The sequence below is a fragment of the Terrisporobacter mayombei genome (assembly GCF_020748465.1).
GTDB lineage: Bacteria > Bacillota > Clostridia > Peptostreptococcales > Peptostreptococcaceae > Terrisporobacter > Terrisporobacter mayombei.
Window position 1 is genome coordinate 1 of sequence record NZ_JAHZMP010000305.1, and the last position, 429, is coordinate 429.

General features: G+C 44.1%; 1 protein-coding gene. It reads left to right on the forward strand.

What is annotated here, in order from left to right; all coding sequences use genetic code 11:
* Window positions 1-429: GAPES1 domain-containing protein (locus K0039_RS25600; protein WP_228106935.1), on the forward strand; the 429-nt coding region annotated here is incomplete at both ends.

Sequence of the window (429 nt, forward strand, 5' to 3'; positions counted from 1 at the left end):
CTTGGGATGGCCGAAGAGAAATTTCACTATTATCTCGATCTCAATGACCGCTATGTCTATTTTTATGAGTCGGTTAATGTTGAATACTTTGCGATGAATAACTGGTCCTTCCTGCAGTCAGGAAGTATTGGCATCGATCGCAAAGATATTGAAAAGGTATTTACCGGGCGTACCGTATTGTCGAGCATTTACCAGGATCAGCGTACTAAACAGAACGTGATGAGTTTGCTGACGCCGGTATATGTCGCAGGGCAGCTAAAAGGGATTGTGCTGCTGGATATTAACAAAAACAATCTGCGGAATATCTTTTATACTCATGACCGCCCTCTCCTCTGGCGTTTTCTCAATGTCACGCTAACCGATACCGATTCGGGGCGCGACATTATCATCAACCAGAGCGAAGATAATCTGTTCCAGTATGTCAGTTAC